Raw genomic sequence first — 22,319 nt, 5'->3', positions numbered from 1 at the left:
GCGGCACGCGCCGCGGATCAACCCACCGAACCCATCAATCCAAGGGGCCATCAACCCACCGCCCCCACAAGCGGAAACAGGCCAAACGCCAGCGCGGCCACCAGCATCACCATGCAGACCATGGTGGCCCACTTCAGCGCATAGCGCTGGTGGTCGCCGAACTCCACCCCTGCCAGACCCACCAGCAGATACGTGGACGGCACCAGCGGGCTGAGCAGGTGCACCGGCTGCCCGATCAGCGATGCGCGCGCCATTTCCACCGGCGAAATACCGTAGCCCTGTGCGGCTTCGCTCAAGATCGGCAGCACGCCGAAGTAGAAGGCGTCGTTCGACATGAAGAACGTGAACGGCAGGCTGACCAGCGCGGTGATGCCGGCCAGATACGGGCCCATCGCGTCCGGAATCACCGCAAGCAGGCTGCGCGACATGGCTTCCACCATGCCCGTGCCGGACAAGATGCCCGTGAAGATGCCCGCCGCGAAAATCAGCGACACCACCGACAACACGTTGCCCGCATGCTGCGCGACGCGGCGGCGTTGTTCGGCCAGGTTCGGATAGTTGATGATCAGCGCGACGGCAAACGCAATCATGAACAGCACCGGCAGCGGCAGAATGCCCATCACCAGGCTGACCATCAGCGCCAGCGTCAGGCCGGCGTTCACCCACAGCAGCTTGGGGCGGCGCAGGTCGTGGTCGACTTCGATCTCGGGCAGGTTCTTCGGGCCGTCTTCGTCGTAGCCCGCATGCAGCGATGCGCCATCCGGCAGCGACAGCACGCCCAAGCGGCGGCGTTCACGCAAGCCCAGGAAGAACGCCAGGATCAGCAGGGACACGATGGCCACGCCCATCACCGGCACCAGCGGAATGAAGATATCGCCCGCATCCACGTGCAGCGCGCTGGCGGCGCGCGCCGTCGGCCCGCCCCACGGCGTCAGGTTCATGATGCCGCTGGCCAGCATCGCCAGGCAGGTCATCGACAGCGCGTTCATCTTCAGGCGGTGATAGAGCGGCAGCATCGAAGCCACCACGATCATGTAGGTGGTGGAGCCGTCGCCGTCCAGGGAAATCACCAGGGCCAGCACGGTCGTGCCCACCACGATTTTCAGGGGATCGCCCTTCACCGCGCGCAGGATGCGGCCCACGATGGGGTCAAACAGGCCGGCGTCGATCATCACCCCGAAGTACAGGATGGCGAACATCAGCATCACGCCCGTGGGCGCAATCTTGCGGATGCCGTCCAGCATCATCTTGTCGATGCCGGCGCCAAAGCCGCCCAGCAGCGCAAAAATAATGGGGACAAGGATAAGGGCGACCAACGGCGACAGGCGCTTGGTCATGATCAGCGTCATGAACGTGATCACCATGCCGAAGCCAAGCAGGGTCAGTAGCATGAGGGGGTATCTCCGACTAGTCGTTGTTATGTGTGGCGCCGCCTTCAGCAAGGAAGGCTGGTGCCGAAGACTAGAAATAAAAGCTGTCTGGAACCTGTCGTTTTTTCCGGATTTGGACGCAGCTACAATCGCCAGATGCGCATCCTGGTAATCGAAGACGACGAGGATCTGGCCGACGCCCTCGTCCGCCGGCTGCGCCGTCTTGGCCACGCGGTGGATCTTCAAAACGACGGCCTGAGCGCCGACGGCGTGCTGCAATACGAGACCTTTGATCTCGTCATCCTGGACATCGGGCTGCCGCGCATGTCGGGCTTTGACATCCTGCACCGCCTGCGCGACCGCGGCAGCAAGACGCCTGTGCTGGCGCTGACCGCCCGCATCGACATCGAAGACCGCGTGCACGCCTTGGACACCGGCGCCGACGACTACCTGGCCAAACCTTTTGACTTTCGCGAACTTGAGGCGCGCTGCCGCGCCCTGCTGCGCCGGCCGATCGCGCAAGCCACCGGCGTGCAGCGCTTTGGAGACCTGGTCATCGACAGCGCCGCGCGGCATGTGTCGCTGGCGGGTCAACGCATCGACCTGCCCAAGCGCGAATACAGCCTGCTGGAAATTCTGCTGGCCGGCATGAACCGCGCCGTCAGCAAGACCGAGATCGCCCACAAGCTGTTCGCCTTCGATGACGACGCCGCGCCCAACGCGATTGAGGTCTACATCGCCCGGCTGCGCCGCAAGCTGGAAGGCTCCCCGCTGCGCATCGAAACGCAGCGCGGCACGGGTTACCTGCTGACGTCCACCGACCGCGCCGATCACCGCACCGATGACCGGGCGGACGACAGCGCGCCCGTCAAGGCGCCGGACTAAGCCCGTGCAGTGGGGCCGCATCTCCGTCCGCCGCCGTCTGCTCACCATGCTGCTGGCGCTGTTCGCCGTGGGGCTGGGGGCCGTCTTCCTGCTGGTGCGCGGTTACGCCCAGCAAACCGCCGACACGACCTACGACCAGTTGCTGCGCGCATCCGTTCTGTCCATGGCCGACAGCCTGCAACTGGTGCAGGGCGAATGGCAGATGGACATGCCCTACGCCGCCTTGGCGCTGCTGGAACAAGCGCCGCGCGACCGCGTGTTCTACCGCGTCGCCGCTGCCAACGGCGCAGAGATTTCCGGCTACGCCGACCTGCCGCCCCCGGCGCGCGCGCAAGCAGAGGCCGCCGATACGCCCCAGCTTTACACCGCCACTTACCAGGGCGCGCCCGTCCGCGTCGCGTGGATGGAACGCAAGATCGCCGGCCCGCGCAACGCCGAGGCGGCCATCATCCAGGTGGCGCAAACGCGCGAAGCCCGCAATGCCTTGGCGGACAGCATTCTGTGGCAAGGCGCGCTGACGCTGATCGCCTTCGCGGCCGCCGCGCTGGCGCTGGCGTATTGGGGCTTGCGGCGGTCGCTGTCGCCCATCCAACGCATCGAACGCGAGCTGGCCACGCGCAGCGCGTCAGACCTGCACCCCATTGCCGCGCCCGTGCCGGAAGAACTGGACACGCTAGTGCATTCGCTGGATGGCTTCATGGCACGGCTGTCCGAGAACCTGGACACGCTGCGCCTGTTCATCGCCGAAGCCGCGCATCAGTTGCGCACGCCGCTGGCGGCGCTGCACGCGCAAATGGAAGTTGCGCTTGACGAAGACGACCCCGCCGAACAGCGCCGCAGCCTGGTCGCCGTGTTGCGCAACGCCGAGAAATTGTCCCGGCTGGTCAACCAGCTGCTTAGCGACGCCAGCGTCATTCACCGCAGCAACGTCAAACAATTCCAGCCCGTGAACCTGGCCGAGCTGCTGAGCCAGGCCGTGTACGACACCGTGCCGCAAGCCGATCCGCAACCCGACGTGCGCCTGCATCTGCCAGCCGATTCGCCGGACGTTTCGCCCGACGATGCGCCCGACGATGCCCCCGACGATGTGCCCGGCGATACGCCCCCCAGAACGCCCACGCAAGCGCCCCACGTGCTGGGCGACAGCCTGATGCTGCGCGAAGCCTTCAAGAACCTGATCGACAACGCTTTGCGCCACGGCGCCAACGACGACGGCCACATCGACGTCACGCTTGACGCCCATGACGGCGGCTGGCGTATCACCGTCGCCGACCAGGGGCCGGGCATCCCGCCCGCGATGGCCCACACGGCCTTTGAACGCTTTGCGCGCGGCCCCAATCCCCGCACACCGGGCGCGGGGCTGGGCCTGTCCATCATCAAGCGCGTCGTCGATATCCATCAAGGCACGTTCAGCCTGAGCAACCGGGTGGGCGGGGGGCTGGCGGCGGTCATCCTCTTGCCGGGGAAATTTCAGGATGACCGTCATGCGTAACGTCCTGCTCTGCATTCGCGGCGTCTTCGCTCGTGGCGCTATCGCTTGCGCCCTGCTGCGCATTCGCGACGTCTTCGCTCAGGGCGCTATTGCTTGCGCCCTGTTGCTGGTCGCCACAGGCAGCCACGCCGCCGAGGTCAGCGGCAGCGGCCTGACACTAGGCCCTGCCGACAGCAAGAACGTGCTGATCCTGCATGCCTCCAACAGCGTGCAGGTGTTCAAGGGCGTGCTGGAAGACTTCAGCCAGTTGAATCCGGGTATCCGCCTGGAATACACCGAGCTGTCCACCCAGCAGCTGTATGGCGACACAATCGGCCGCGCCCGGGCCAACCCCACTGCCCTGCAAGGCCCCGACCTGATCATCAGCAGCGCCATGGACTTGCAGACGAAGCTCGTCAATGACGGCTACGCGCGCGTTCATGTGTCGCCCGAGACGCGCGCCCTGCCCGCCTGGGCCAATTGGCGCGACGAGGTGTTCAGCATCGGCACCGACCCCATCGTCATGGTCTACAACACCGGCAAGCTCGCCGCCACGCGTGTGCCACACACGCGGCGCGAATTGCTGTCGTTGCTGCAAGCGCCGGATCAGCCGCTGGCAAACCGCATCTCGACCTATGACGTGCAAGGCAGCGGCATCGGTTATCTGGCCGCCACGCAGGACACGCGGCTGGACAGCATGGCGGGCGCGCTGCTGGCCGCGTTTGGCCGCAACGGCGTCACCATCCATGAATCCACCGAAGACGCGCTGGACAAGCTCGAGCGTGGCGAGGTCACGCTGGCATACAACCTGCTGGAGTCCTACACCCGGCATCGTATCGACCAGGGCGCGCCGCTTGCCATCATCTACCCGCAGGACTACACGCTGATGCTGTCGCGCTCGGCGATCATCCCCAAACAGGCGCCGCGCGCGGATCTGGGCGCGCTGCTGCTGGACTATCTGTTGTCGCCGCGCGGGCAAGAGATGCTGGCCAAGCAGTCCGGCATGCGCCGCGTCGATGCGTCCGTTGTGCCGGCCGCTGGCGTGCGCCCCATGGCGTTGGGCGTGGGGCTGCTGGTGTATCTGGACCCGTTGAAAAAGCGGCACTTCCTGGATCTATGGCGGGCGGCGATCCTGCCGCCGGGAAGCCACGCCCGCCCCGCTGATCCGGTCGCATTGCCGCAGTAGCATCGACCCGATAGCATTGCCGTCCATCGCATTGCCCCGTAGCATCACTCCCCTTCATTGATCACCGCGCCCCAGACTCGGCGCCCACGCAACATGACGCTAGACACACAAGGCGCGATCGGCCTGCATCACAAGACCGGCCACCAAATGCTTGACGAGTCGCTTGCCGCCATTCACGACTGGTTCAACAAACAGGAAGCGCGCGACGACATCGATGGCATCGTGCACCGCACGGCATTGCAACTGGGCATCCACGACGAAATCCTGCTGGAATACGACCCGTCGCGCATTGTGTTCGACCTGTCGCCTGATTGGTCGCCGAATGGCGAAGATGGCCTGCGTGCGCAAGGCCGCAATGGTCCGCTTAGCCCCGAACAGGTGCAGGAGTATCTGGCGCCCCCGTTAGCCGACGCCGTGCGCGAACGGATTGCGAAGCTGGGCGGTTCCATGCTGCTGAACCATACGTTCCGTTTCCGGGCCCAGTTTCCCACCACGGGCGGCCGGCTGCGGCTGACCTTGGTGGAACACGTGGATGAGGCCAAGCGCCAACTGCTGCGCGAGCGCGTGCAGGCGTATGTGGATCAAACTCTTTTCCACGGCAGCCATCCGACCCAACGGCTGGACGTTTTTTTCCTGACGCGGCATCTGCTGGACCAACACCTGTTTCCCGCGCCGGACCCCGCCTGGCTCATCCGCATCTTTCAGCGCGTGCTGGAGCTGAACGCGGGCCAGCCGTCGCTGGATGAGCAACGCCACAGCATCATCCATGCGCTACGCAGCTGGGCTGAAACGCAGTACCTGCCGCGCTATTTCAGCATTGAGCAAAACGCGTTCCGCCAAAACGTCTATCACGCCAAACCCGGCGCCATGCTGGACCCGGCTGACCGCGACGTCGATCTGTTGCTGTACACCGCCATGCTGATTCTGCGCCACGAGCCGGGCTACAGCCGGCCCACGGGCCTAGGCTTTCTGGAACTGGCGCAACAACTGGGCAGCGAACGCGCCGCCCGCATGCTCACCGAGGGCAGCGGCGCACATCCGCCCGAACACCTGCGCATCTCCACGCCCGAATTCGACGGCGCGGCCAACGACGTGCTGTCGACCATCACCGTGCACATCCGCCAGGAATCCGCCGCCGCCTACCAACAAGCCCTGGCCTTCATCACGCGCCTGCTGCAAACCGGATTTCCGCCGGGCTACCAGTTAAGCGTCAAAAGCAAAGCCAGAAATTACTTGCCCGTAAAGGGGCTGGCAAAGTCCGACACGCACCGCTTTTTTGCCAACGCCGCGCAGTACCCGGACGCGCATGAGGCGCTTGCCGCCTACGCCCGCGCAGCGATCAAGCCGTACGAGTGGTACACCGACGCCGATGACGAAAAAGCCTGCCTGGCAGGCACGTACGCCACCTTCGCGCTGGGCCTGGCCGATGCCCGCCACTTTGCGCTGGTCGCGCACTACATGGACTTGGTGGATGACGAGCATCAGTCCGCGCAAGACCGGTTCACGCCCTTGTTCATCCAGCAGCACGGGTTGACGCCCATGTCGGTCGACACCGTCGTCGCGTGCGTACGCCGCTGCACCGACAACTTCAAACTGCCGGGCAAACCCGCCCTGGACGACGACGCCACGCTGGACCGCCTGATCCAGACCCTGGCCGGTTTGCCCGAACACGAAGCGCCGCTGGTGCGCGAACGCTTGTGCGGCCCAGACAAAAAGCTGGCCGCCGAAGCCCGCAAGGCCGATCCCGAGCGCCGGGCGCGATTGCTGCGCTTGCTAGGACAAAACGGCGCGTAAACAAAGCGTTTCCAAGCGCGCCCTAGCCGCTGATCGGAATATCCCGGTGCGCGTGCATCAGGGCGCGACGACGATTTCACGCGCATAATTTGCGCTTCGGGGACAGGCTGCCAGCAAGTGACGGTAAGCCCGTTCCCATTCGCTCTGATTCGCAGCAGCCGAGCGCCGATCCGGCCCCATTCGCCGGACCTTCCCACCCCGTGTGACACGTAATCGCAATTACGTCCGAACCAGCGTTGGAGGCACATCATGGCCGAGCATCAGATTGCCTTGCAGCGCCCATTCGAAGGCGCCCCGCCCCTTAGCGACCCCGCCTCGCCCTGGCAAGACATCTTGCGCAACGCGCATGCGCTCGTCGATGCGCGCGGCGGCACGCGGCACAGCCGGCGGCTGCAACGGCAGCAGGCGGTGGCAGTCGGCTGGCAATCCATCGACAACGCCTTCTCAAGCGTCGGCGAAGCCGTGCTGCTGATCAGCAAGGAATTCCTGGTCAACAAGATGTCCGCGCTGGCGCTGCGCTACCTGGACGACGGCCACGGCTGGACCGTGCGGGGCGGCAAGCTGCGCCACGCCAATGCCAAATTACAGCGCTTGTTCGAAGGCTATTGCGCCGCCATCAGCCGCGACCGCCAAATGCGGTCCCTTGCCACCACCGCCAGTTGGGGCGAGGTGTTCTGGATCGACATCAGCCCGGCGCCCGAGACGCTCAGCCCCGCCGGAGGACGCATGATGCTCGTGCGCATGCGCCGCAAAAGCGCCTTCGCCATGCCCGATGTGGGCAAGCTGGAATCCGTATTCGCCATTACCCGCGCCGAAGCCGCCGTGCTGGCGGGCCTGGCCGCCGGCCATAGCGTGGAAGAAGTGGCTACGTTGCGCCAGGCATCGGTGCTGACGGTGCGCAAGCAGGTGGCATCCTTGCTCAGCAAAATGGAATGCCACCGGCAATCAGAGCTCGTCCGGCTGGCCTCCTTGCTGTAACGGAGCACCGGATACCATCCGCCGAAGGCAGGAACGTACTCAATTTGGGGTATGCGGCGCCCACCCATGCGGCCCTACGATGAGGCCGAAGCCATGAGAGGGAGGGGTCACTCTCGTCATCAAGGAGTTCCTCATGAAGACAGTCCTAATGTGGCGCGGTCTCGTGCCCATTGCCCTTGGCGCCGCCCTGCTATCGGGCAGCGCCCTCGCGCAAACCGCGGTTGCCCCCACCACCGCCGCGCCGGAACCCAACATTGCCCTGAGCCGCGACGACGTCATGCGCGACCTGGCCGCCTGGAAGCAATCAGGCGTAGAACGCAACTGGAACAGCGACAACACGCCAGACATCAACAGCCCGGAGTATGTCGCGAGCTATAGAAAGTACGTGGACACGGTCCGGCCCGGCAGCGCGGCGCCGCCCATGCAGACGCAATCGCAGAATCAAGGCAAGTGGTGATGCAGGAATGAAGCGTTGTCGCCTTGTAGCCTTGAATCGGGACGAAGTGGAAATCGCAGAATTTCCGCGCGTCCCGAGATGGCTGCTTTCAGAGCGTCTTGATGCCAAACGCGTCTAGAAGGTCACCTTGACTGACGGCGCACTGCGCTGCGCCTTGCCATGGAACACCGCTTCGATGTTGTTGCCGTCCGGGTCCAGGACGAACGCGCCGTAATATCCGGGGTGGTAGTTCCGAAAACCCGGCGCGCCATTGTCCTTGCCGCCGTTCGCCAGCGCCGCTTGATAGAACGCATCCACCATCGCCTGGTCTTCGGCCTGAAACGCCAGATGATGACGCCCCGTTAGTTCGCCCTGCGCGGCCTGGCTTGACGCGGTCGACACAAACAGTTCATCCGCCCAGAAATAATCCTCCGCAGTGCCGCCCATGGGCACCTTCAGCGCGTCAAACACGGCTTGGTAAAACCGTTGGCTGGCGGGCAGATCGCGCACCACGAGTTGAATGTGGTCGATTAGCCGTCCGCGATGAATTTCGTTGGTCTGCATGTTGGGTCTCCAGTCAGGTAAACAATGAGACGGCGATTACGGAGCAGTATTCTGCAGCGGTGTCAGACTGCAATTACAGCCTCCAAAAATAGCCGTCTGACACAGAGATGCGACACCGGGATGCGGACACCACCCAGAATCGATGTTCTCAACTTTGGAACTGCTAGGGGCTTATCCACGCGTCGGGCATCCGGCGCAACTCGGCCCTCAGCAACGGTAAGCAAACGTTTTCGGGCTCTTTGACAACCAGATAGAGAGGATCAATATGCCGTCTCTCACTGACTTGCCTTTTGCACAGCAATACCGTGTCGCCAAACGCATAGCCCACCCAAGCCTGCACTATGGTCAGCGGGGCAGCGCTCCCCCGCCTAATCCGCGCCGCGCTCATCTTCTCCTCATCAACGATTTCAAACACGGGGAATCCAAGTTTCCCCAGTGCCGCCGACGCCGCAGGAGAAGAAATCTGAAAGAAATCCTTCCGAGTACTTTGGATTTCCAAAATAGAGAATACGCGATCCTTTATTGGCGCGTACTGCAAGAATAAAAGCGTAAGTAAGGCCAGTAGCCCAGCGGTGATGAACGCCTGCCTCGCGGATGCACCAGGATCTTGATTCTTGCCACGCTCATGCAAATACGCAAACGCTGGCAGCATCGTCAGCATTCCCCCAGCCACCAGCAAGATCCAGCCCGTCAATGTTCCGACCGACGATTCGATCGCGGTGCCGAAAGCCATTGCGTAGACGAGAATGGGTAAGCTCGTCAGAAAGGTGGCCACCATGATCACGAGTATCAAAATGGCGGGCAGGAATATTCCTCCCAAGAATCGACGTACCGGTCCGTTGGCGACCGCAGCCTCGGCCGACCTCTCCAAGTTCGGCAGTACCAAGCCGCCCCGCGCGGCTGCATTCATTCTGGTGGCGTTGCGTGGCGACGCTGGCCTGGCCGGCCCTTGGGAGGCCAGAGACAGATTCCAACTTGCCAAGAATTTTGTTCGCGCGTCGATGCAAGAGCCATCACCACGCCACAACATAGCCCATGTCCCCGGAAGGGCGTAGCCCAACATTCCCAGCGCAAAGCCTCCCGCGAAGAGACGAGGAAAGGTAAGGACACTTCCCATTTCATCCGATACACCAATCAGGCTGAAAGACACAGCCCAAGCAAAGGCAATCGCCAACAAAATCCATTTCACCCTTTTTGGCATGGGCTTATCGGGCCTATAAACATCCGAACAGCAAAGCAGCAAGAAGGACGGCAGCAACAAAACGATGATAACCGCGCCTAAGAACGTTAATGCGCTCATCGCCAGGAAAGCCAAGCCGCTTGGCGACGTTGCAGATGCAAGCAGCAAGGAAACCCAGCGTAGCTCCCGCAAATGAAACCACAGCATGAGGCCTGCGAACAGCATATATATCGGCGTCATTTTCAGGATGAAATCGATGCATCGATTAGCGATATCAAAATATGCCGTCCGCGCCCCTTTCTTTGATGCTCCGATCTCTCTGCCAGTCATTTGCTCCGCAATCCTAATCGATAATAAATAGCGCATATCTATGGTTACGGCAGCATAGATCATTTATTAACCACGACCTCTACCGAGCTTTCGTGGCAGGCATGGCGCGTCCACACCGTCCTGGCCTTTGTCCTAAACCGCAACGGCCGAGTGGGCGAAGTGGGTTCCCGAACTGCCAACCTCAGGAAAGGTAAGACGCCACTTCCTCCACCGTCAGATAGCGCTTGAAAGTCATCGACGGTTCCTGCGCATCGTGAATGATGCCGTTGAATCCCGACCAGTTTCGCGTCGCGCCTTCGTCCGTTTCCAATGCAATCAAGACCCGCTTGCCGAGCTTGGCCATGTTGTGGCGCAACGCGGCTTCGCCCCAGGCCCACAACATCGGCTGGGTCAGTTCGCCGTTGGTGAAGGCGCCGGCTTGCAGCCATTGGAAGTCGGCGGTATCCCGGTCCATGTCCGGCTGACGCGCGGGAATCTCACGCTTCACGCCCAACGCTTGCGCATGCTCGCCAATCAAGATCTGCAACAAGGTAAACGCATGGAAGGTATTGTTGATGGCATGCGCCCGAGCCACGAAACCCGTCTTTGAAGTGGGCAACACCACGATCAATTCATCCTCGTAACTGACCTGCGACGCCATCCACAGATAATGCAGCTGCTCAAACGGCAGACTGTCATTGTTGGTCGCCATCGGGTCCAGCAACGCCATCAAATCCCGGTCTGCGATAAAGGCCTGGTGATTGAACTGACTTCGCATGAGCATTGTCATCATCGGCAGCACCAGCACGTCCACGGCTTCTTGCAACGACTCAACTTCCCAGCGCTTGTCTTCGGGCACGGCGGCCAATCTGGCTCGCGCGTCGGCCCAGGCTTGGCGGTCTACGGCTTCGACTTCGTCATCGTCTTCTTCGACTTCCTGCGCGCAGTAAGGGCGCAGCGTATGCAGCCATTGTTTAAGCAGCGCTTGAAGGGTCGAAAAGAGAATGGTTGGGTCGGCGTCGTCTTCCACCAGCGAGCCGCACATCAATGCCAGCGCCGACGCGCGGCTGGGGTGCAGATCGGGCAGCAACGCGGCGCAAGCCTGGAGGTTGGCTGAGGTGTGGGCGTCGTCCTGGGATTCCAGGTAGAAGGCACGGACCTCGGGGCGGTTGAAGAACTGCTCCAGGGAATCCAGGTGGTCGGGGGAATGCACGGGAAGGGATAGCGCGGCGGAGAGGTCGGCGAATGGCTTCGTCATTGGAATGAAGGATTTAAGAAGACTATGTGAACTACTAATCACAAAACGAAGATCTTTGCGACGCAAATTCACGACGAGTTTAACCAAGGAATTGCGACGCAAGTATCTCGCACGCGACGCGAGAAATAACAGCGAAGGCCGGTAGAACTTAAGATCAACCGTCGTGCCGCAGCCCGCTCTTCAATTAGATTTCGCAACAAATTTGTGTAATTATGTTGCCAAATATCCAAAGAGAAATGCCGGCCATGAGTGCCGCGCGAGGAGAAGCGCGTGGATGAGTACGCCGTGAAAATGCTGCCCTTTCAACTCAGGGCAATTCAAAAGGACTGGCTTGCCGTCAGCAGCACCGGCGATCATGTCTTCCTTAGCGAAGATCAAGCCAAGTCCCTAGCACAAGGGCACGTATCGGAACTCCCGCTATTACTACAAGCTGATCTGAAAGCCGGCTTTTTCACTACGAGCTGCGCCCCCTCTGGCTCTAGCAGGTTGTTAGCCTCACGTAAGGCGGCTAGACGCGAAACGCTCTCGAGCGGCCCCAGTCTCCACATCTTTGTGCCGACGCTTCAATGCGCTCATTCCTGTCAGTACTGCCAGGTGAGTCGTTCTCTCACAGATACGAAGCACACGATCAGTCACTCGGCACTGTTGGCTGCTTGCGACGGTGTCTTCGAAAGCGAAGCCCAGGCCTTAACGATTGAATTTCAAGGGGGAGATCCCCTCTTGCGTTTCGATTTGGTGAAGTCCGCGATCACGCACATCCAGGAGCGCAACCGTGCTGAAAAGCGCCACATACGTTTCGTAATTGCCTCCACGCTTCATCAGCTGAATTCAGAGATGTGCGATTTCCTCGCGCAACATGGCGTATACCTGTCGACCAGTATTGATGGCCCCGCACACCTGCATAATCGCAATCGCCCTATTCCCGGGCGAAATTCTTATGAACGGACGGTTGCTGGCATTGAGCTAGCTCGGAATAGACTGGGACGAGAATTCGTGTCGGCCCTGATGACCACAACAAAGGCATCTTTAGCCGATCCCGAAGCCATCGTTGATGAGTACGTCAAACTTGGGTTCGGCGAGATCTTCATTCGACCGCTGAGCAGTTATGGTTTTGCAAAACGCAATCAATCCCTGCTCGGTTACCGGCCCGAACAGTTCTATGGCTTTTATGCTCGTGCGCTGAATCGTGTACTGCACTGGAATGCACAAGGCGTCGAACTCCGAGAGGTATACGCGTCCATCATTCTCAACAAAATCCTATCGCCATTTGACGCGGGCTACGTCGATCTCCAAAGCCCGACTGGCGCTGGCCAGAGTGTGCTCGTCTACAACTATGACGGCTATGTATACCCCAGCGACGAAGCTCGAATGCTGGCTGAGACGGGCGACGTGTCGCTGCGGCTAGGACCAATAGGCTCGAGTCTAGCCACACTGCGGCAGTCCCCGGTACATCAACAACTCATCGCTTCCAGCCTCGTCGATGAGATGGACGACTGCCGCAATTGCGCGTACCAGAATTTTTGCGCGCCGAACCCAGTTGATGCGCAGGCCCAGTTCGAGAGCATGGATATTCCTGCGCTGCGTACAGAACATTGTCAGCGCCATCTATGGCTGTTCGACTATTTCTTTTCCGCACTCAAACATGCCGAACCCGACCGTTTAGATCTGTTCCACGCCTGGGCCCGCCCCGTCGCAGACTCGGAGATTATGCAATGCGGAGAGTAAAAGCCCACTTTGGACAGACAGTCCATGATGCACGCGTGTGGAGGGTCGTCGACATCGATTGCCTTGCAAGCCACTGGCAACCTGATATCCGCTTCTTGACGCTCGCCACCACCATGCAGCAACGTCAATCCGTCGCACAATACCGCGCTGCTGGCTTGGCAAATGTCGATTGGATAGACAGCGACAAGCTTGAAGTCGGCGATGTCGTTGCCGTGAACGCTGAACGATCTGAAGTCGAGGTGCTTTATCGCGAGTCGGATATGCACCACAGTCTGCAGTTGACTAATCGCTGCAACAGCAATTGCCTGATGTGTTCACAGCCACCCACGGCACAGGATGACGAGTGGATGATCCACGAGTCATTGGAAGCGATTCGTCATCTTGCGGTTTCACCACAGGTACTGGGTTTAAGCGGAGGGGAGCCGTTGCTGCTGGGTCCGCACCTCAGGACCGTCCTGGATGCAATAGGCAACAAACATCCTGAGACCCGCATTGAAGTGCTGACGAATGGACGTCTACTGGCCAACATGGATCAGGCACGACCATTGCTGGAGAACTTGGCAACTCGTGTCACTTGGCTTGTACCGCTATATGGTCACGCCGATTTTATTCACGACTTTGTGGTTCAGGCCCCCGGTGCGTTCGAACAAACCCTCGGTGGACTTTTGAACCTTCAGTCATATCGCCAACCAGTTCAGCTGCGGATAGTGTTGATCCGCCCGGTATTGGAAGTACTTCCTGCATTGTGTACTTTTATCGGGCGCAATCTGCCATTCGTGAAAGAGGTCGCATTGATGGCCTGTGAACCAATCGGCTTTGCGCTTGCCAATCGGGAGCTTTGCGAAGTCGATCTGCTTGATTGGCAAGACACTCTGCAGTTGGCCGCTCGTCAACTTTCTCGACATTCAGTGCCTTTTCTGTTCATGAATGCGCCTCTTTGCGCGCTGCCAAAAAATTTGCACGCTTTTGCTCATCGAAGCATCTCAGACTGGAAAAATGTCTATGCTCCAATCTGTGAATCGTGCCAAGTAAAAGCAAGCTGCTCTGGGTTCTTCGCGTGGCATGAGCGTGGTTGGAAGCCGGCTAAGACTATTCAAATAATTCATGAGGAATACGTGGCATGAGTCGCTTCATTAGAAGTATCAGCATGTTTGTTGCTGGCCTAACGGCATTCTCTGGAAAACCAGCCGGTGCCACGCCGCCTGCCGAGAAGCTTGCGCTGGATGCACTCAATGAACCGAAAGCGGTCCCATTAAGACCACTTAACTTCGCCTATGACAATCTGTTTGCCGGTCATCGGTCGCATTCCAGCCATCGGTCGCACTCCAGCCACAGCTCGCACTACTCCGGCGCAAGCGGCCGCGGTTCCACATATACAGCCCCCGCACGCGCTCCCATCACTCCCAACCCGCCGTATACACCGTCCGCCTCACCAGAAAGCAAAAGTGGAGTGACTGGAGCTCCCGCAAACCCGGTTGCCCCGATTACATCGGGTCAGAAGCCTGCGACAACGGGATCGAATTCCAAAAGTGGCAATGCAGCTAACGACCAAGTTGACCTCAGCCGCGCCGAGAAGTTGAAACTGCAGATCATGCGCGTGCAGATCAAACTGACATCCCTCCATCTGTATGACGGTCCAATAAACGGGGTAATGGGAGCGGCGACCACCACGGCGCTTAAGCATTTTCAAACGCTCAAGTCTCTTCCCTCCAGCGGCCAGATGACTACAGACACAATGAACGCACTTGGAATAACGGCGTCACGTTGAACGGTTAGCTCCCCCCCGAGAAAACCCCAACTCCAAAATCAGTCTCGTCCTACACAGCCCGCCCCTTAGCGGACGTTAATGTGACGCTACCTACTGGCCAGTAGCGCTCACCGTTCGTCCCGCAGTTCCACGACCATCGGCGCGCGGTTGCTTCATGCCCGCCCGATACGCACAACAAGGGGTTCCGACTATGTATTCGGACGCACACACGCATCCGGCCATTCGGCAAAGGCGCAGTCTTGCTGGTTCCGATTCTTCATCTGGCCAGGCGCAGCATCCGCTAAGTCCCAAACTGCACAATGCAGACTTGGCGCCCGCCAAGATCGCTGGAAGGCGCTGGGGCGCTTACAGCATCTTCGCGCTATGGACGAATGATGTGCACAACATCGCCAATTACACGTTTGCGATTGGGCTGTTTGCGATGGGCTATTCCGCGGCGCAGATCGTGGCCGCCATGGCCCTGGGCGCTGCGATCCTATACGTCTTGATGAACCTGTCGGGGTATATGGGACAGCGCACGGGCGTACCCTTTCCGGTCATGAGCCGCATCAGCTTCGGCATACGTGGTGCACAGATTCCCGCCATTATTCGCGCGGTGATCGCCATCGCGTGGTTCGGCATTCAAACCTATCTGGCGTCCGTGGTGTTGCGCGTATTGCTGATTGCGGTTGCGCCCGATCTGGCCCGCTACGACCGCGGCGGCGCGCTGGGCTTGTCGAGTTTGGGCTGGGCCAGCTTTGTGGCGCTGTGGGTGGCGCAATTGATCATCCTGGCCTATGGCATGGAGATGATCCGAAAGTTCGAAGGCTTTGCTGGCCCGGTCATTCTGGCAACAGTCTTAGCGCTGGCGGTCTGGATGGTCTGGCGTGTCGATGGTCGCGTGGCGTGGTCCGCCGGTGCGGTGTCCGTCGGCTTGGCATCCTGGAACCGGGTACTGTCCGCCGCATCGTTATGGCTGGCCATCTACGGCACGCTGTTGCTGAACTTCTGCGACTTCGCCCGCTCCGCGCCCAGCGAAAAGTGCATTCGGTCTGGCAATTTCTGGGGGCTGCCCTTCAACATTCTGGTGTTCGCGGCAATCAGCGCGGTGCTGGCGGGTGCGCAGTTCAGCATTGATGGCCGCGTCATCACCAGCATTGCCGATATCGTTGCCGCCATCCCGCACACAGGCTTGCTGGTGCTGGGCTGCGTGGCGCTGTTGATCGTGACGTTGGCGGTCAACATCATGGCGAACTTTGTCGCGCCGGCATTTGTGCTGACCAATCTGGCGCCGCGCTATCTGAACTTTCATCGCGCGGGCCTCATCAGCGCCACGCTGGCCGTGTTGATCCTGCCTTGGAAGATCTATGGCAACCCCATCGTGATCGTCTACTTCCTGTCAGGCCTGGGCGCACTGCTGGGGCCGCTGTACGGCATCATCATGGTGGATTACTGGCTGATCAGAAAATCCCGCGTACACGTGCCAGACCTATACACCGACGCCGATACCGGCACGTACTTCTACACGCGCGGCGTCAATCCCTGCGCTCTAATTGCGCTGGCGCCGTCCGCGACCTTGGCCGTCACCATTGTGCTCGTGCCCGGCCTGGAATCGGTAGCGCCCTACTCCTGGATCTTGAGCGCAGTGCTCAGCGCCTGCCTTTATTGGCTGATCGCCGACCGCGCGCGGCAATATGTTCCTTGCTCGGGTGAAGCCATCGCGGTGGAAAGCGGCCGGCATTGAACACTGACCGCACATCTTCAGAGCCGCCCGCGTAAAAAGGCGGGGCTGCGATTTCCTAAGCGGGAAAAAGCAGCCCAGCCTGATACCGCAATGCAAACAACCCTGCGGCCCTACTCCCCTTTAATCCCCGCCTTTGCAATGACCTCGCCCCAGCTTCCCGCTCGTGTTTCCACCCATTCTTTTGCTTCCACGCGCCCCGCAAACGGCGCGCGCATCCCCAAGCTGGCGATGCTCTTCTGGAACGCGGGCCGCGCGTACACCGCCGCCAAGGTCTCGTCCCATTTTTGCGCGATGTGGGGCGGCAGGCCCTTGGGCGCCATGATCAGAAAGGCGAAGGCCGCTTCAAAATCTTTCAACGGCTCCAAGCCCAGATTCGCCATGGCGGGCACACCGGGAAGATCCGGGTCCGGCTCGCGTGATGAAATTGCCAACGCGCGCATCGTCCCTGCCCGCACATGCGGCTGCACGGCGGAAGCGGCCAGAAACCCTGCCTGGATTTGATTGCCGAGCAAAGCGTTGACGGCGCCCGCGCTGCCACGGAATGGCGCGTGCGCGACGTCCATGCCCAGCGCCAGGTTCAGTTTTTCAAAGGCGAGATTGCCCGGGCTGCCGTAGCCCGCCGATGAATAGGTCACGGCATTCGCCTTGGCGTATTGGACAAAATCCTCGAATGTCGCCACGCCCAGGTCAGCGCGCACCGTCAGCGCCAAGCCGAAGCTGCCGGCGATGCTTAGCGGCTCCAGATACCGGGTGACGTCGTCGGCCAAGTCTTTGAAGACGTGCGGGTTGACGGTCATCAACGTATCCAGCGTCATCAGCAACGTGTAGCCGTCAGGCTCGGCTTTGGCGACGGCCTTTGCGCCGATATTGCCCGAGGCGCCGGGACGGTTTTCAACGACGATGGTCTGGCCCAGCAATTCACCAGCGGCCATCGCGATGGCGCGCGCGCCAATATCCAGCGGACCAGCAGGCGAAAAGTTGACGATGAGCCGGATAGGACGTGTCGGATAATCAGTCGGCGAGGCGGCCGACGCGCCAGCCCCCATCAGCGGCGCGCAAAACAGCGCCATGCAGAACAGCGTAGGCTTGAACATTTTTCTCTCCGGGGTGATGGCCGCATGCAAGCCGCGGCCTGGGCTGCCTTCAGGCGATAGCGGTGGGATGGGGGCTTGTTTCCGCGTGGCGGATCATGGCCTTCGACAAGGCGAACAACAGTTCGCCCCGCGTGGCGGCGACGGCCGGCGCATCCCATAAGTTGCGCAATTCGTCGGGGTCTTCCTGCAAGTCATAGAGTTCGCCCCAGCCCGCGTCGGCGTAGACGCTTAAACGGTGGCGCGGTGTTTGCAGCGTTCGCATGCGCGTGCGGCTGGGAAAGCCGAACATCGTGCGTTGGCCTTCCTCTTCGATCAGCACGGCATCGCGTACGGTGTCGACGGCGCCTGACATCAGCGGCAACAACGACATGCCCTGCATGCCGTTGTAGTCAGGCAGTTCTGCTCGCGCCAGAATGGTTGCGGCGATATCGGCGGTGGAGCACAACGCCTGACTGCGCGCAGCGGCGGGCTTGACTTTCGGGTCGCGCCAGATGAACGGCGTGCGGATCAGGCCTTGATAATGGATAGGCCCCTTGAACAGCAACTGGTGATCGCCGAAGTAGTCGCCGTGGTCACTGGTGAAGATGACGACGGTGTTGTCATCCAGCCCCGTGTCCCGCAGCGTCTGCATGACGCGGCCGATCGTGGCGTCGATATGGCTGATGGACCCGTAGTTCAACGCGATGGCTTCCCGCGCTTCGCGTTCCGTGCAGGCGAAGACGGCGGGCGTGTGCTTGACTGCCTTGCCTTGATCGCGCTGCTGATACAGCCATGCCACGTGCGGCGGCGGCGCGTGGCCGGCCGCCGCGCTCGCGTGAAAAGAAGCCGGCAGCACCACATCCTCTGGCCGGTACAGGTCCCAGTACTTGCCATGCGGGGTGTAGGGATGGTGCGGATCAGGAAAAGAGCACTGTATGAAAAACGGCTCACCGCTTGCGGCATGCTCGTGCAGCTGCGCGACGGTTTGGTCCCCGATGTAGGCGGTGGACGAACATTCCTCGGGCACCCGCGTTCGCCACGCTTGACGATGTTGCGTCAACACAAAGCCGGGCGCGGGCAGTGCGTGATCGGGGCCCCAAAGTCGACGCGCTTCTGGATGCTCGCGCGCCAGCCAGCGCCCGTAGTGGCCCCAGACCTGATCGCCATGGTCCACCGCCAACGCCACGCGGCCGAAACCATAGAACGGCGTATGCAGATCGTGGCCAGGGTCGGAACGCCACAGCGGCCCCCACTCTTGGTCGTAGTTGCCAGGCTCGGCCGCCCAGGCTTCGCCTTCAGATTGGACGCCGTGCGGCGAAGGAGGCGGCCACACCGGCCCCTTGCCCGTCATGTTCTGCAAATGCGACTTGCCGATCAATGCCGTGGCATACCCCGCGCCGCGCAGACGTTCAACGAACGTGGTGGCGCGCTGCGATAACGGAATGCCGTTATGCCGCACCCCATGTACAGACGGCATGCGGCCCGTCATCAACGTGGCGCGGTTGGGCATGCAGATGGGTGACGCCACGTAGAAGCGGTCAGCAGACCACCCTTGCGCCGCCAAGGCGTCAAGCGCCGGCGTGCGCAGCATGGCGTTGCCGTAGCTGCCCACGTGATCCGCACGCTGTTGGTCCGTAATGAACAACAGGAAATTCGGCTGCATCAGGTCTCCTTGCCTTCGGCGTCTGCCGGCTTGGCTTTGTCGTGAGGCCATTATGGGCAGCGATCGGGGAGGATTTGTCCTGCCGCCCGCAATATCAGACCAAGTGACGCGCCTGTCATCGCCGCCCATACATGTATCCATTGAATTCCGCGAGGGGCCAATTCTTTGACCCATCAATGGTTCGGAAAGATCGGCGCGCGCTTGATCCCGAGCCAATAGGCGCACCCCCTGCCGGCGTTACAAGCCATCCCAAATTTCAACAAATAAAACACCTTTCACGCCGCAACTGATTTAGTTGTATGGCTTGCTTGGGGACACACCCGGCGGCATGAGGCCTCGGGGTCTGCAGGCAGATAAAAAAGCAACAAATCGGAGGAGGAGCCATGCGTTTACTGAATCGCAGGATCGCCGCATTGCTGGCGAGCGGGCTGGTTGCCTTGACGGCGGGGTGCGCCGCGCCCGGAGGCAAGAAAGACACCATCAACATGGCGGGGCTGACCCAGCCCGTGGAGATTGTGCGCGACAAGCACGGCGTGTCGCATATCTATGCGCAGAACCAGAATGATCTGTTCTTCGCCCAGGGCTTCAGCGCGGCGCGCGACCGCTTGTGGCAACTGGACTTGTGGCGCCGGCAAGGCGAAGGCAAGATGGCCGAACAATTCGGCCCGCGCTTCATCGAACAAGACCGCGCCGCGCGGCTGTTCCTGTTCCGGGGCGACATGCAGGCCGAGTTCGCCAGCTACCACCCCGAAGGCCGCGCCATCCTGACCTCGTTCGCAGCCGGCATCAACGCTTACGTGAATTGGGTCAAAGCCAACCCCGAGCAACTGCCTCCCGAATTCAAACTGACCGGCACGGAGCCCGGCTATTGGAGCCCGGAGACGTCGCTCATCCGCATCTATGCGCTGACGCGTAACGTCAATGAAGAAGTCAAAATAGCGCAGCAGGTGGCCAGCCTGGGCTTGAACGCCGTGCAAGGCTTAAGCACATTCGAGCCGCCCTTGGCGCTGCAAGTGCCGGCCGGCCTGGACGTGCGCCAGATCGACAAGAGCGTGCTGGCCAATTACACGCTGGCGCGCGATGGCCAGAAGTTCGTTGCGGCCGACTTCCCGCGCAGCCCGCTTGCGGCCGATCAGCGCGAGGCGCTGGCCAGCGCATTATCAGAAGGCCGTCTGGCGTCGCTGGACCCGAACTTCGACCCCATGGCGACCCGTTATGAAAGCAACAATTGGACGATAGGCGGCCAACACACCGCCACCGGCAAGCCCATCCTGGCGGGCGATCCGCACCGTTCCATCACCATGCCGTCGCTGCGCTACATGGTTCACCTGAATGCACCGGGCTGGAACGTGATCGGCGCAGGCGAACCCGCGCTGCCTGGCGTGTCCATGGGGCACAACGACCGCATCGCCTTCGGCTTGACGATCTTCGCCTTCGGCGACGAAGAAGACCTCTACGTCTACGACACCAATCCGGCCAACCCCAACGAATACCGCTACCAGGGCGGCTGGGAAAAAATGCGCCAGACCAGTGAATCAATTCCCGTACGCGGCGCCGCCCCCGCCATGCGCGAATTGAAATTCACGCGCCATGGCCCGGTAATCCATGAAGACCCGGTGCGTCACAAGGCTTATGCGCTGCGCGCGGCCTACCTGGAATTTCCCGGCACCGCCGCCTACCTGGCCAGCCTGCGGTTGAACCAGGCGCAGAACTGGAACGAGTTCGTGGCCGGCATGGAAAAGCACTACACGCCCAGCGAAAACATGGTGTACGCGGATGTCGACGGCAACATCGGCTGGTTCGGCGGCAGCATCGCGCCGATTCGCCCGCGCGGCGACTGGTCGGGCATGCTGCCCGTGCCAGGCAACGGTGATTTCGAATGGCGCGGCTTCCTGGCCGGCAGCGCACTGCCAAGGGTATACAACCCGCCCGAAGGCTATGTCGCCACCGCCAACGAATACAACCTGCCCGCCGACTTTCCATACAAGGACATGTCTGCACGCACCTGGGCCGAACCGTACCGCGTGCAACGTATCCGCGAAGTGGTGGCTGAAGGCAAGGGCCTGACGGTGCAGCAGTCGCAAGACTTGCAGTACGACAACCTGTCGATTCCCGCCCGCACGTTGGGCGGCTACGCCAAGTCCCTGAATGCCGCCGACCCGGCGTTGAACGAAGCCTTGGGCCTGCTCAAAGACTGGGACTACCGGATGAACACCGATTCGCGCGCCGCGTCGGTCTACGCATTCTGGCTGCCCGAGGTCGTCAAGCGCGTGTCGGACCTCTACATCCCGGCAAACGGACGCGCGGCATTCGGCGAGCTGTCCACCCGCAAGACGCTTGAAAAACTTGCCACGCCAGACGCCGCCTTCGGCCCCCGCCCGGAACAAGGACGCGACGCCTTGCTGCTGCAAGCGCTGGCAGACGGCACGCAGAAACTGCGCGCCAAGCTGGGAACGGACGCCACCCAATGGCAATGGGGCAAGCTGCATCACATTCAGTTCGAACACAGCCTGGCCAGCCTGCTGCCGCCGGACACCGCGAAAGCCTACGGCACGCCGCGCTATCCGGTGGGTGGCGACAACGACACCGTGCATCGCGGCACGTTCCGCAAGAGCGATTTCCGTCAGATCAGTGGCTCGTCGTATCGACAGGTGATTGATGTGTCGGACTGGGACAACTCGCGCATCCAGAACGTGCCGGGCCAATCCGCCGACCCGCGCAGCCCGCATTATCAAGACCTGCTGAAGGGCTGGGCCACCGGGGAATACTTCCCCATGGCGTTCAGCCGCGCCAAGGTGGACAGCGAACGCTCGGACACGCTGACGCTGCGGCCCTCGGGCAACTGAAGACGGCGCATCAAAAAATGCCGTAACTGAAAACGGCGCAAAAAAAATGCCGGGCTGCGATAAGCAGCCCGGCATTTTCAATCAGCGGTA

At 61.2% G+C, this 22,319-nt stretch carries 17 protein-coding genes; 11 read left to right on the top strand and 6 right to left on the bottom strand.

Translation table 11 applies throughout. The features are described from left to right. Window positions 1-50 precede the first annotated feature (50 nt). A complete protein-coding gene (locus ACFZAI_RS09260; RefSeq protein WP_391566637.1) occupies window positions 51-1,601 on the bottom strand; it encodes a CitMHS family transporter in 1,551 nt (516 codons plus the stop codon). Between ACFZAI_RS09260 and ACFZAI_RS09255 the strand changes: the two genes are divergently transcribed. The 6 genes from ACFZAI_RS09255 to ACFZAI_RS09230 all read left to right on the top strand — a co-directional run bounded on the left by ACFZAI_RS09255 (window position 1,527) and on the right by ACFZAI_RS09230 (window position 8,141). Further along, a complete protein-coding gene (locus tag ACFZAI_RS09255) occupies window positions 1,527-2,255 on the top strand; it encodes a response regulator (protein ID WP_391566636.1) in 729 nt (242 codons plus the stop codon). The two genes, ACFZAI_RS09260 and ACFZAI_RS09255, sit on opposite strands and share 75 nt — an antisense overlap. After that, window positions 2,212-3,747: a sensor histidine kinase N-terminal domain-containing protein gene (locus ACFZAI_RS09250; protein WP_391566635.1), complete on the top strand. Its 1,536-nt coding sequence runs from the start codon at window positions 2,212-2,214 to the stop codon at window positions 3,745-3,747. The genes ACFZAI_RS09255 and ACFZAI_RS09250 overlap by 44 nt, the downstream gene beginning before the upstream one ends. Further along, window positions 3,740-4,912 carry an ABC transporter substrate-binding protein gene (locus ACFZAI_RS09245; protein WP_391566634.1) on the top strand — a complete coding sequence of 391 codons (1,173 nt, stop codon included), beginning with the start codon at window positions 3,740-3,742 and terminating at the stop codon, window positions 4,910-4,912. Before ACFZAI_RS09250 ends, ACFZAI_RS09245 begins: the two co-directional genes overlap by 8 nt. 93 nt (window positions 4,913-5,005) lie before the next feature. Then, window positions 5,006-6,706 (top strand): DUF6138 family protein, encoded by a 1,701-nt coding sequence (locus ACFZAI_RS09240; protein WP_391566633.1) that lies wholly within the window; start codon window positions 5,006-5,008, stop codon window positions 6,704-6,706. Between the two features lie 249 nt (window positions 6,707-6,955). Continuing rightward, on the top strand, window positions 6,956-7,684 hold the full coding sequence (locus ACFZAI_RS09235; protein WP_391566632.1) for a LuxR C-terminal-related transcriptional regulator: 729 nt from the start codon (window positions 6,956-6,958) through the stop codon (window positions 7,682-7,684). A 133-nt stretch (window positions 7,685-7,817) separates the two neighbouring features. Further along, entirely contained in the window at window positions 7,818-8,141 is a 324-nt protein-coding gene (locus ACFZAI_RS09230; RefSeq protein ID WP_391566631.1) for a DUF4148 domain-containing protein, read from the top strand. 114 nt (window positions 8,142-8,255) lie between these two features. Here the strand turns inward: ACFZAI_RS09230 and ACFZAI_RS09225 are convergent, their stop codons facing one another. From ACFZAI_RS09225 to ACFZAI_RS09215, 3 genes are all read right to left on the bottom strand, one after another. Next, entirely contained in the window at window positions 8,256-8,684 is a 429-nt protein-coding gene (locus ACFZAI_RS09225; RefSeq protein ID WP_391566630.1) for a VOC family protein, read from the bottom strand. A 163-nt stretch (window positions 8,685-8,847) separates the two neighbouring features. Beyond that, window positions 8,848-10,257, bottom strand: coding sequence for a hypothetical protein (locus tag ACFZAI_RS09220; protein ID WP_391566629.1), 1,410 nt, complete (start codon window positions 10,255-10,257; stop codon window positions 8,848-8,850). A gap of 118 nt (window positions 10,258-10,375) precedes the next feature. After that, window positions 10,376-11,533: a hypothetical protein gene (locus tag ACFZAI_RS09215; RefSeq protein ID WP_391566628.1), complete on the bottom strand. Its 1,158-nt coding sequence runs from the start codon at window positions 11,531-11,533 to the stop codon at window positions 10,376-10,378. Between the two features lie 168 nt (window positions 11,534-11,701). On the opposite strand from ACFZAI_RS09215, the gene hxsB reads away from it, so the two are divergent. The 4 genes from hxsB to ACFZAI_RS09195 all read left to right on the top strand — a co-directional run bounded on the left by hxsB (window position 11,702) and on the right by ACFZAI_RS09195 (window position 16,647). Further along, window positions 11,702-13,156, top strand: a complete 1,455-nt coding sequence (hxsB, locus tag ACFZAI_RS09210; protein WP_391566627.1) for a His-Xaa-Ser system radical SAM maturase HxsB — start codon at window positions 11,702-11,704, stop codon at window positions 13,154-13,156. A 95-nt stretch (window positions 13,157-13,251) separates the two neighbouring features. Next, entirely contained in the window at window positions 13,252-14,280 is a 1,029-nt protein-coding gene (hxsC, locus tag ACFZAI_RS09205; RefSeq protein ID WP_391566626.1) for a His-Xaa-Ser system radical SAM maturase HxsC, read from the top strand. Next, on the top strand, window positions 14,277-14,924 hold the full coding sequence (gene hxsA / locus ACFZAI_RS09200; protein ID WP_391566625.1) for a His-Xaa-Ser repeat protein HxsA: 648 nt from the start codon (window positions 14,277-14,279) through the stop codon (window positions 14,922-14,924). Before hxsC ends, hxsA begins: the two co-directional genes overlap by 4 nt. A gap of 190 nt (window positions 14,925-15,114) precedes the next feature. After that, window positions 15,115-16,647, top strand: a complete 1,533-nt coding sequence (locus ACFZAI_RS09195; protein WP_391566624.1) for an NCS1 family nucleobase:cation symporter-1 — start codon at window positions 15,115-15,117, stop codon at window positions 16,645-16,647. 110 nt (window positions 16,648-16,757) lie between these two features. On the opposite strand, the gene ACFZAI_RS09190 is transcribed toward ACFZAI_RS09195, so the two are convergent. Both ACFZAI_RS09190 and ACFZAI_RS09185 read right to left on the bottom strand, forming a co-directional pair. Beyond that, complete coding sequence (locus ACFZAI_RS09190; RefSeq protein ID WP_391566623.1) at window positions 16,758-17,741, bottom strand: Bug family tripartite tricarboxylate transporter substrate binding protein; 984 nt, start codon at window positions 17,739-17,741, stop codon at window positions 16,758-16,760. A 49-nt stretch (window positions 17,742-17,790) separates the two neighbouring features. Further along, the gene (locus tag ACFZAI_RS09185) at window positions 17,791-19,383 is read right to left on the bottom strand and encodes a sulfatase (protein ID WP_391566622.1); all 1,593 of its coding nucleotides are present in this window, start codon (window positions 19,381-19,383) and stop codon (window positions 17,791-17,793) included. Between the two features lie 383 nt (window positions 19,384-19,766). Between ACFZAI_RS09185 and ACFZAI_RS09180 the strand changes: the two genes are divergently transcribed. Beyond that, window positions 19,767-22,229 (top strand): penicillin acylase family protein, encoded by a 2,463-nt coding sequence (locus tag ACFZAI_RS09180; RefSeq protein ID WP_391566621.1) that lies wholly within the window; start codon window positions 19,767-19,769, stop codon window positions 22,227-22,229. Window positions 22,230-22,319: the final 90 nt, after the last annotated feature.

Source organism: Achromobacter sp. NPDC008082 (genome assembly GCF_042957345.1).
Lineage (GTDB): Bacteria > Pseudomonadota > Gammaproteobacteria > Burkholderiales > Burkholderiaceae_B > Achromobacter > Achromobacter kerstersii_A.
This window is presented reverse-complemented; position numbering and strand designations above follow the sequence as displayed.

Excerpts from the sequence above, each read along its gene's own strand:
- ACFZAI_RS09255 (WP_391566636.1), top strand. The coding sequence starts at position 1,527 with ATGCGCATCCTGGTAATCGAAGACGACGAGGATCTGGCCGACGCCCTC.
- ACFZAI_RS09185 (WP_391566622.1), bottom strand. The coding sequence starts at position 19,383 with ATGCAGCCGAATTTCCTGTTGTTCATTACGGACCAACAGCGTGCGGAT.
- ACFZAI_RS09230 (WP_391566631.1), top strand. The coding sequence starts at position 7,818 with ATGAAGACAGTCCTAATGTGGCGCGGTCTCGTGCCCATTGCCCTTGGC.
- ACFZAI_RS09235 (WP_391566632.1), top strand. The coding sequence starts at position 6,956 with ATGGCCGAGCATCAGATTGCCTTGCAGCGCCCATTCGAAGGCGCCCCG.
- hxsA (WP_391566625.1), top strand. The coding sequence starts at position 14,277 with ATGAGTCGCTTCATTAGAAGTATCAGCATGTTTGTTGCTGGCCTAACG.
- ACFZAI_RS09225 (WP_391566630.1), bottom strand. The coding sequence starts at position 8,684 with ATGCAGACCAACGAAATTCATCGCGGACGGCTAATCGACCACATTCAA.
- ACFZAI_RS09245 (WP_391566634.1), top strand. The coding sequence starts at position 3,740 with ATGCGTAACGTCCTGCTCTGCATTCGCGGCGTCTTCGCTCGTGGCGCT.
- ACFZAI_RS09190 (WP_391566623.1), bottom strand. The coding sequence starts at position 17,741 with ATGTTCAAGCCTACGCTGTTCTGCATGGCGCTGTTTTGCGCGCCGCTG.
- ACFZAI_RS09195 (WP_391566624.1), top strand. The coding sequence starts at position 15,115 with ATGTATTCGGACGCACACACGCATCCGGCCATTCGGCAAAGGCGCAGT.
- ACFZAI_RS09250 (WP_391566635.1), top strand. The coding sequence starts at position 2,212 with ATGACCGGGCGGACGACAGCGCGCCCGTCAAGGCGCCGGACTAAGCCC.
- ACFZAI_RS09220 (WP_391566629.1), bottom strand. The coding sequence starts at position 10,257 with ATGATCTATGCTGCCGTAACCATAGATATGCGCTATTTATTATCGATT.
- ACFZAI_RS09240 (WP_391566633.1), top strand. The coding sequence starts at position 5,006 with ATGACGCTAGACACACAAGGCGCGATCGGCCTGCATCACAAGACCGGC.
- ACFZAI_RS09180 (WP_391566621.1), top strand. The coding sequence starts at position 19,767 with ATGCGTTTACTGAATCGCAGGATCGCCGCATTGCTGGCGAGCGGGCTG.